Below are 1,380 nucleotides of genomic sequence, written 5' to 3' on the forward strand. Positions count from 1 at the left end.
ACATTCCTTGCAAGTGTAGGCGCTACAAAGCGTGCTCCTGAGGCTAATAATCCTCCCCCTAAAGTCGCAAGTGAAGGTAAAGAAGCCCCTACAACATTTCCTAACAAAGACGTCCAATAATGCGTATCACTCATCTTACGTTGATAATCGCGTATTCTATTGGCTTCTTTCTCATACTTCTCTCTGGATTGCTTATCTCCACTCCAATAGTTGATAAGCCCATTCCAAAAAGCCTTTATTGCCCACTCATCATCAGAAACACGTCCTGCCGCTGTAATCCCCGCAATTTCATCATCTAAATTAAAACTCAAACCATGCTTTAAAGAATTCCAAAAAGCTTCACTTTGTGTAATCTCTGGAGAGAGTGGAGTATTTTCATAAGAAGGATTGGCATATTCTAAAACAGAACCTAAATTGATAAAATTTGGACCAAGTTCTGATATTTTTTTACCTTGATTGTTCGTAGCACCTAATGCACGATCAACTACAAGAGAATTCTTATTGTTAATCATTTAGCCCTCTTGTAAACTTGACCATTGTAAATAAACTCAACCCCAATAGGCATTTTATTAGCTTGTTCTGTGCTGCTTACAGTTGTAAAATTTGCAACATTCCCTTGTGACCCCGCCTGATTGGTAGAATTTTGGCTATTTCCTGCCATAACGGCATTTCTCATATTATTTTCTGTAGCCTCAATATGACCTAATACAATACCTTGTACTTCAGGGTTCAGTCTTGATAAAACATCTTTTATTGTTGACAAACGCCGTTTAAGCTCTCGTGTAGACATACGTAAATTTAATTTCCCAAGAGACTCTTTTAACATTTCAATATCTTTATCGCTAACATTTCCAAGTCCTACCGTCCCTCTTTGCGATAACATTTTCATTTGATCTATACGGTCAAGCCCTATACGAGATTGTATTGATTCCAAAATCTGTCGTACATCCGATTGTTCGGACGTTGAGAACGCGTAGCTAGCAGCTAAAGCTATATTACCTGTCGCCTTATTTTTAAAATTCTCAAGGTATTCCTGCACATAATCAATATCTTCTAGCAAAACCTTTGCATACACATTTTTATGTTGACGTAAAGCAGCTTCTCGTTCTTTGTCCAGATACGCCTTCCCACCAGGGTGATAAACCACTCTCTTCCCCGTTGGTGATGTTGGGTCATCAATTAACGAACTTCCATCATTGTAATGTTTTATGCTATCTGTACTACCTGTTAGCAATGCGCTAAGCATTTGAGGATTCCGTGCCATGACAGCAGCTTCTTCATCACTGTAGCCTTTGGACTTTAAATATTCGACGGTCTGGTTAACCTGTCCTCTTTGCTTATCTCCTTCATTAAGATGCTTCACACCACTTGCAAGCGCAT

General features: G+C 39.1%; 2 pseudogenes. Both read right to left on the reverse strand.

The features are described from left to right. Positions 1–512: pseudogene (locus ACFIK6_RS09805) on the reverse strand (hypothetical protein); the annotation flags it as partial. Then, positions 509–1,380: pseudogene (locus ACFIK6_RS09810) on the reverse strand (hypothetical protein); the annotation flags it as partial. The pseudogenes ACFIK6_RS09805 and ACFIK6_RS09810, both read right to left, overlap by 4 nt.

Origin of the sequence: Bartonella sp. AS69XJJH (genome assembly GCF_042195585.1) — a bacterium.
In the GTDB taxonomy this organism is placed as follows: Bacteria; Pseudomonadota; Alphaproteobacteria; order Rhizobiales; family Rhizobiaceae; genus Bartonella.